The organism is Rhizobium sp. BK049, assembly GCF_014193135.1.
In the GTDB taxonomy this organism is placed as follows: Bacteria; Pseudomonadota; Alphaproteobacteria; order Rhizobiales; family Rhizobiaceae; genus Rhizobium.
Window position 1 is genome coordinate 1 of the sequence record NZ_JACHYV010000055.1, and the last position, 7,202, is coordinate 7,202.

The 7,202-nt window shown below is 60.8% G+C and carries 9 protein-coding genes and 1 pseudogene; 8 read left to right on the top strand and 2 right to left on the bottom strand.

The window, feature by feature from the left end; all coding sequences use genetic code 11:
* The first annotated feature begins 470 nt into the window (after positions 1 to 470).
* Positions 471 to 1,185 (top strand): annotated as a pseudogene (locus tag FHT70_RS29715) (LysR substrate-binding domain-containing protein).
* 36 nt (positions 1,186 to 1,221) lie between these two features.
* On the opposite strand, the gene FHT70_RS29720 reads toward FHT70_RS29715, so the two are convergent.
* A complete protein-coding gene (locus tag FHT70_RS29720; protein ID WP_183706709.1) occupies positions 1,222 to 1,905 on the bottom strand; it encodes a DNA alkylation repair protein in 684 nt (227 codons plus the stop codon).
* Positions 1,902 to 2,771, bottom strand: a complete 870-nt coding sequence (locus tag FHT70_RS29725; RefSeq protein WP_183706710.1) for an NAD(P)-dependent oxidoreductase — start codon at positions 2,769 to 2,771, stop codon at positions 1,902 to 1,904. Before FHT70_RS29725 ends, FHT70_RS29720 begins: the two co-directional genes overlap by 4 nt.
* 164 nt (positions 2,772 to 2,935) lie before the next feature.
* Here FHT70_RS29725 and FHT70_RS29730 point away from each other — a divergent pair, with 164 nt between their 5' ends.
* From FHT70_RS29730 to FHT70_RS29760, 7 genes are all read left to right on the top strand, one after another.
* Entirely contained in the window at positions 2,936 to 3,307 is a 372-nt protein-coding gene (locus tag FHT70_RS29730) for a hypothetical protein (protein ID WP_183706711.1), read from the top strand.
* 373 nt (positions 3,308 to 3,680) lie between these two features.
* A complete protein-coding gene (ssuD, locus tag FHT70_RS29735; protein WP_183706712.1) occupies positions 3,681 to 4,856 on the top strand; it encodes an FMNH2-dependent alkanesulfonate monooxygenase in 1,176 nt (391 codons plus the stop codon).
* A gap of 266 nt (positions 4,857 to 5,122) precedes the next feature.
* Positions 5,123 to 5,446, top strand: a complete 324-nt coding sequence (locus FHT70_RS29740) for a metalloregulator ArsR/SmtB family transcription factor (RefSeq protein WP_183706713.1) — start codon at positions 5,123 to 5,125, stop codon at positions 5,444 to 5,446.
* Positions 5,443 to 5,853 carry an SRPBCC domain-containing protein gene (locus tag FHT70_RS29745; protein ID WP_183706714.1) on the top strand — a complete coding sequence of 137 codons (411 nt, stop codon included), beginning with the start codon at positions 5,443 to 5,445 and terminating at the stop codon, positions 5,851 to 5,853. Before FHT70_RS29740 ends, FHT70_RS29745 begins: the two co-directional genes overlap by 4 nt.
* Positions 5,854 to 5,902: 49 nt before the next feature.
* The gene (locus FHT70_RS29750; protein WP_183706715.1) at positions 5,903 to 6,124 is read left to right on the top strand and encodes a hypothetical protein; all 222 of its coding nucleotides are present in this window, start codon (positions 5,903 to 5,905) and stop codon (positions 6,122 to 6,124) included.
* 10 nt (positions 6,125 to 6,134) lie between these two features.
* Entirely contained in the window at positions 6,135 to 6,602 is a 468-nt protein-coding gene (locus FHT70_RS29755; RefSeq protein ID WP_183706716.1) for a DUF1801 domain-containing protein, read from the top strand.
* Positions 6,603 to 6,636: 34 nt separating this feature from the next.
* Positions 6,637 to 7,092, top strand: coding sequence for a DUF1801 domain-containing protein (locus FHT70_RS29760; protein WP_183706717.1), 456 nt, complete (start codon positions 6,637 to 6,639; stop codon positions 7,090 to 7,092).
* Positions 7,093 to 7,202: the final 110 nt, after the last annotated feature.

Genomic DNA, 7,202 nt, shown 5'->3' on the forward strand with positions numbered 1-7,202 from the left:
AACTTCTACGCCAAGGCTTCGGTTCAGTACCTCGATCCGGAAGACGCTGACGACTCCACGACGGGCTACTTCCGCCTGCAGCGTTCGTTCTAATCCACTTGGTGAGTATCCCCGGTCTTCGGGCCGGGGACGCTTCAAATCAGTTTCTGATCCGAGTGACCTCCGATCAGCTACGGGGACGGGTCCGGTCTTCCCTGCCGGACCGTCCTTGCAGTGTTTTTTGACACGCGCTCTTGTGGCTGCATTTTCGGAGCACTATCCAGGTAAGCCGAACCGGCATGTTGTGTATCGCACGTCGGCATCCTGCAGGCCTTGATTGAGGCCATTCTTATTCTCAAGAGAGTTTGGGTTGACATTGGGCATTGGTTGGCTTTGCCGCGACGGTTCGTGGAAAGAAGAATCCAATGCCGACAATGTGATTACAGCTTTGCTGGAGAGAGGATACAACCCTTTCGGGGCGGCATTCATTCATACTCTCGGACAGCTTGTCCGCATGGACGATCTCAACGGAGGCCGATCGCGCCAAAGCGATCGTCACCGAGGCCCAATCCGACCTTCAGGGTGTGGTGCGGATGGGCTGCCCGCTTGGTCCGGTCGACATTTCCGTCGGAGGCATACTGCCTGAATTCCTCGAACGCTATCCGTAGATCAAGCTACAGATTATCGGCTCCGACCGCCGCGCCGACCTCATCAACGAACGGATCGATCTTGAGGTGAGGGCGACCAACGAGCCGGAGACACAGACGAGCCTGACGATGCGCAAGCTCGACAGGGCGCGGCGAATCCTGGTCGCAAGTCCGTCGCTCATTCGAACGCATCGGCGGTTTAAATTGCGTCGACGAACTCGCCGATCTTCCGACGCTGGCGATGACCCCGTTGGTGTCGTTCCATACTTGAGAACTCATCGGTCCGAATGACGACAAACGGGTAGTCCGGCATCAGCCGAGGCTGACCTGCCGCAGCATGACCGCCATTCTCGATGCAGCCCGCGCCGGCCTCGGCTTCGGGCTTCTGCTCGAAAGTGCCTGCGAGGCGGATCTGCAGGCCGGCAGGCTGGTGCGGGTGCTGCCGGAATGACAGTCGGAAGAGGGCCAGTTTTATATCGTCTTCACGACGGCCAAGGGCATGCCGCCGGCGGTAAGAGTCTTAATCGACTTTCTGGTGGAAAAATCCAGGCCCCATTGACGACGAGGCGAAATCCTCAGCCTTGGACGCATCGCGCTATTTCAGCCGCGCCAACAGCTTTTCACCGCTCAGCTCCCTGACAGCATCCCTGCCGATCCAGCGGGCGGTTTTATCCGGACGTTCAGCCAGCAGCTTCGCCAACCCCAGCGCCGGCCCATGGCAGGCGCGATTGCGTTTGCCGACGCTGCGCAATGCCCAATTGACCGCCTTGCGAACGAAGTTGCGGGAATCGCCGGAATGGACCTCGATCAGCGGCAGCCAGGAAAGGATGGCCATATCGGTCTCGCCCTTTCGATGGACGGCGGCGCCAGCGATCATCGCAAAAGCGGCGCGACGGACAAATTCGCGCTCTTCGGCAGCGAATTCCGGAATGAGCTCGTCCAGGCCCGCCTCGACGAAGAGATCGGCGGCGCAGTCGACGATTTCCCAGGAGTCGAAATCATGAGCCCAGTTTCTTGCCTCTTCTGGCGTCAGCCGCTTCGGCTCGGCGGTATAGAGAGCGAGCAGCCGAGCCTCGCGGATATTGCTTCGCCAGAGCTGCATTGCCCTGAGGTGATTCCTCTTCGCCAATCTGGCGACTGCCCTGATATCAGGATTGGAAATTCCGAGGGCGCGGTCGGTGACGATGCCGAATCGCGCCAGTCCGGCGGCATTCTCCTCCGAGCGCAGCGTTTCGAGATGCGCGATCAGTTCAGCCGGATCGGAGGAGGAACCGATCATTTCTCAAGCCGGGCGAGCAGCGAGGAGGTGTCCCAGCGATTGCCGCCCATTGCCTGCACGTCGCCGTAGAACTGGTCGACGAGGGCGGTGACCGGCAGCTTGGCGCCGTTGCTGCGCGCTTCGGCGAGCACGATGCCAAGATCTTTCCGCATCCAGTCGACTGCGAAGCCGAAATCATATTTGCCGGCATTCATGGTCTTGTGGCGGTTTTCCATCTGCCAGGAGCCGGCCGCGCCTTTCGAGATTACCTCGACGACCTTTTCAATATCGAGGCCGGCGCGCTTGCCGAAGTGCAGCGCTTCAGAAAGCCCCTGGACGAGGCCGGCGATGCAGATCTGGTTGACCATTTTGGTAAGCTGTCCGGAACCGGCCGGCCCCATGAGGCCGACCATGCGCGCATAGGCGTCGATCACCGGCCGGGCTCTCTCGAAGACGGCTTCATCGCCGCCGCACATGACGGTCAGCACTCCGTTTTCGGCGCCGGCCTGGCCGCCGGAGACTGGAGCGTCGATAAAATCCACACCCTTTTCCTTTGCCGCGGCATAAAGCTCGCGGGCGACTTCGGCGCTGGCGGTGGTATTATCGATCAGCACGGAACCCGGCTTCATGCCGTGCAGAGCCCCGTTCTCACCCGAGGTCACCGAACGGAGATCGTCGTCATTGCCGACGCAAACGAAGACGAAGTCGGCGCCAGCCGCAGCCTCTGCCGGTGTGGGCGCGGATTTGCCGGAGAATTTCTCGGCCCAGGCAGCGGCTTTCTCGGCTGTGCGATTGTAGACGGTGACATCGTGGCCGCCCTTCGTTTTCAAATGACCGGCCATGGGGAAGCCCATGACGCCGAGACCGATGAACGCGACTTTAGCCATATGTCCTATCCTTATCCTGAGTGAGAGGCCTTGAGAAGTAACCGAAACGGCGCAAGCAGAAAAGCCGTGAAGACGGACTTCCTTCCGGTTGGCGCATATGAGGCTGGTCTCCATTCAGCCGAGCCCTAGATGGGAACGACGAATAAGGTTTCCCGCGGGGTGACATGAACGAAGTTCCAACGATCGAGCCACGTCGCAAGGGCCGCAGCGGCACCCAGGCGATGCTTATTCCGTCGCGGCAGATGATCGAAGATCAGATTCTATTGGCGCCTGAAGGTGTTCTTACTGAGGCCGGCGTCCTGCGCCGCCGGCTCGCGGCCCAGTACGGAGCGGATGCCTGCTGTCCGGTGACGGTGCAGCGGCGTTTGCGTGCGATCGCCGAATTATCCTTCGGCGCGCTGGAGAAGGGCGAACCGCTTTCGACAGTGACGCCATATTGGCGCATGGTCGATCCGGCGAGCCTGCTTGCGAAACGTCTTGCCGGCGGTCCCGCCTTCATTCGCGAGCAATTGGCTGCCGAACGTCGAGAGAAGTAGCGAGGCAGAGCGTAAGGAACTCCGCCTGATCGCGATTCCGGGCGAGTTTACCGAAGGGGGCATGGGAAGAGCCCTCACCACGTCAAACGCGAAAAAATATTCCGCGAACGGCGCAACAATGGCAAACTCGTATTATCGATATAATCTGTAGTCTATGTCAGTATTTGTGCGAATTGGGGGCCAGCTCTGGAACGGAGCGTGATAACCGCCGTCGACCGACAGGACATTCAAATGCTCAAGCGTAGACAGGTGCCCGGACCATTTTCGCACCGCCACCGCGGCCCTTCCGAGCATTCGCATGGCGGCGGTGTGCAGCCATTCCAGGCTCACCGCGCGAGCTGATCTTCGAATTTCGCAGTAAAGGACCGTTTTCATGACCGCCACCTCTGATCCCATCAATTTTCTCTGGTTCATCCCTACATCGGGCGACGGCACTTATCTCGGCTCTTCCGACCTCAACCGGGCGCCGGAGATCGGCTATCTCACCCAGATCGCGCAGGCCGTAGACCGGCTGGGCTATTCTGGCGTGCTGTTGCCGACCGGGGTTGCGTGCGAGGAATCCTTTGTGACGGCAGCCGCACTGGCTGCAAAGACCGAGAAGTTGCAGTTTCTGGTGGCGATCCGCCCGGGCACGGCATCGCCTGCCTATTATGCGCGTCTTGCGACAACGCTCGACCGCATTTCCAACGGCCGCCTGCTGCTCAACATCGTCGTGGGCGGCAGCCCGGCGGAGCTTGCCGGCGACGGCATCCATCTCGAGCATGACGAGCGCTACGCCCATGCCGAGGAGTTCTTTACTGTGTTCGAAGAGCTGCTGGACAAGGGGACGGCGAGCTTCGACGGCAAATACATCAAGGCGACCAATGCGCGCCTCGGCTTTCCCTCGGTGCAGAACCCGCGCCCGCCGCTTTATTTCGGCGGCTCGTCGGATGCCGGCATCGATTTCTCGGTCGGCCGCGTCGACAAGTACCTGACCTGGGGCGAACCGCCGGCGCAGGTGGCCGAGAAGGTCACCAAGGTGCGCAAGGCGGCTGCTGATCGTGGCCGCGAGGTGACCTTCGGCATCCGCCTGCATTTCATCGTGCGGGAAACGGACGAGGAGGCATGGGAGGCGGCCGAGCGGCTGATCCGTCATCTCGACGACGAAACGATCCGCGAGGCGCAGGAGCGCTTTGTCCACGAATCCGATTCAGTCGGACAGAAGCGTATGGCCGCTCTTCACGGCGGCCGCCGCGACAAGCTTGAGGTCGCGCCGAACCTATGGGCCGGCGTCGGCTTGGTGCGCGCCGGCGCAGGCACCGCGCTTGTCGGCTCTCCGAAGACGGTGGCTGCCCGCCTGCGCGAATATCAGGAACTTGGCATCGACACAGTGATCGGCTCCGGCTACCCGCATCTCGAAGAGGCCTATCGTGTGGCCGAGCTGCTCTTCCCCGAGCTCGGCATTACTCGCGAGCAGCAGCGTCTGGCATTCAACAATGAATTCGGCCGCAAGCAGATATTCGCCGGCGGCAGCCATGGCGGCAACCTGAAAGTCGTCTCAGGCTCCTGAATTCAAAAAGATGCAGAGCATGTATCGCCGGAAGCCGTCAGCGGCTTCCGGCGTTTTTCCGCATGTCGGTTGCCCTTCAGGCTGGCGAGTCGCAATTATACATAGCCGATGGGCTATGCTGGATGTGTTCGTGGCTTTTCGATTGTTGTATGCTCGCGGGCTGGCCCCAGTTTTTTCCAATCCATTCGTCGCTTGCTATCGTCGCTTGACATACGTATATCTCGACGGCTATATGTTAATTCATAGCTGTATAGGTATGTGTCTTCATGTCGAACGCTCAGGACGTGCTCTTCAGGACGCTTGCGGATCCTACCCGGCGCGCGCTTTTCGAGCGGCTGTGCCGGGAAGGGGAGAAGACGGTCGGAGCGTTGACGGCGCAGGCCGGGGTCTCGCAACCGGTCGTTTCGAAACATCTTGGGCTGCTGAAGAAAGCCGGCCTGGTGCGCGACCGTCATGAGGGGCGGCAGACGCATTACAGCGCGCAGCTCGGCGCGCTTGCGCCGCTCGTCGACTGGACGAGCGAGATGGCCGGCTTCTGGCAAAGCCGCTTCAATGCCCTCGAAGATTTGTTGAAGAGGATGGATCAATGACAGACATATCGACCGAAACACGTTCCGTCGTCATCGAGCGGGAGATGCCTTTTCCGGCGGAAAAGATCTGGCGGGCGCTGACCCAGCCGCACCTGATTCAGGAGTGGTTGATGAAAAGCGACTTCAAGCCGGTCGTCGACCATCGCTTTAACTTCAACGCCGATTGGGGTGCGGTCGACTGCCGCGTTCTGGAAGTCGAGCCCCACAAGACCCTCGCTTACAGCTGGGGCGCCTATGGCCTCGAAACCGTCGTGACCTGGACGCTCACGTCCACGGGCGCGGGTACGCATCTGCGCATGGAGCAGTCGGGTTTCCGGTCGGATCAGCGGCAGGCCTATGGCGGCGCCAGGAGCGGGTGGCCGCAATTCTTCGACAAACTGGAGCAGGTGTTGGCGCGGATTGACTGATCCATCGCCGAGCGGGCGAGGCCGTCGGGCTGATTTCGAGGAGGCTTCATTGAACTTGAGCAACTGGTTTCGGCAGGTCCACCGTTGGCTGTCCATTGCCTTTACGCTGGTCGCCATCGCCAATATCATCGCCATGGTGCAGGAGGAGTCGGCGGTCTGGATTGGGCTCTTGGCGCTGCTGCCGCTCGGGCTGCTTCTCGTTACCGGTCTCACCTTGTTCGTACTGCCCTATGCCGCGGCACGGCGCGAGGTGGGAGGCATCGGCGGTTAGGAGGAAATCTATGGCGGGCAGAACGTCGAAAGGCGCGGAGAAGGTCACGAAAAAGACCGCCAAACCGGCGGGGGCGGCGCCGAAGCTTCTGTCGGGCGGCAACCCGCAAATCCCCAAGGGTTACGGCGATGCGCCCGTGCAAGCCTACATCGCCGCCATGCCGGACTGGAAAAGTGAGATCGGGCGTCGCCTCGATGCGCTAATCACCAGAACCGTGCCCGGCGTCTGCAAGGCGGTCAAGTGGAACTCGCCCTTTTACGGCATGGAAGGGCAGGGTTGGTTCCTCGGCGTCCATTGCTACGCCAGCTATATCAAGGTGGCCTTCTTCAAGGGCGCGTCGCTGCATCCTCTGCCGCCGGGCGAGTCCAAGCAGAAAGAGGTGCGTTACCTCAATATCCGCGAGGACGATCCCTTCGACGAGGCGCAGATCGCCTCGTGGGTAGAGCAGGCGAGCCGGTTGCCCGGCGAACGGATGTGAGGTTTTGATGCGCGGCGACGGGAGAACGACAAAGATGAAGAAGGCGACGGCAAGCATGAAGAAGACCGATTCCAAGGAAGGGAACGGGCAAGCCTCTCCCTCTCAACTGATTGATGCGAGGATCGAGGAGCTCAAGGATTGGCGCGGCGACATGCTCGCGCGGGTCCGGGCACTCATCAAGCAAGCCGAACCCGAGGTGGTCGAGGAATGGAAGTGGCGAGGGGTTCCTGTGTGGGAGCGCGCCGGCATCATCTGCACCGGCGAGACCTATAAGAGCGTGGTCAAGCTTACCTTCGCCAAAGGAGCGTCGCTTGAGGATCCGAACGGGCTTTTCAACTCCAGCCTCGACGGGAATACCCGGCGTGCCATCGACTTTCATGAAGGCGACGGGATCGACGAGGAGGCGCTGAAGGCGCTCATTCGAGCCGCGGCAGCGCTGAATACGTCGGTGCGCGCGGCCGGCTCGCGGAAGAAATCAAGCAGCGCGTGACGGGTCATCCGGCCGCGTTAGAGCCTGCTGCTTTCATACGGAAGCATATCCTGAATTTGTGAGGTAGTTTGCGCATTCTGCTGGCGAGAAGCAGTCGAGCATTTCACCAG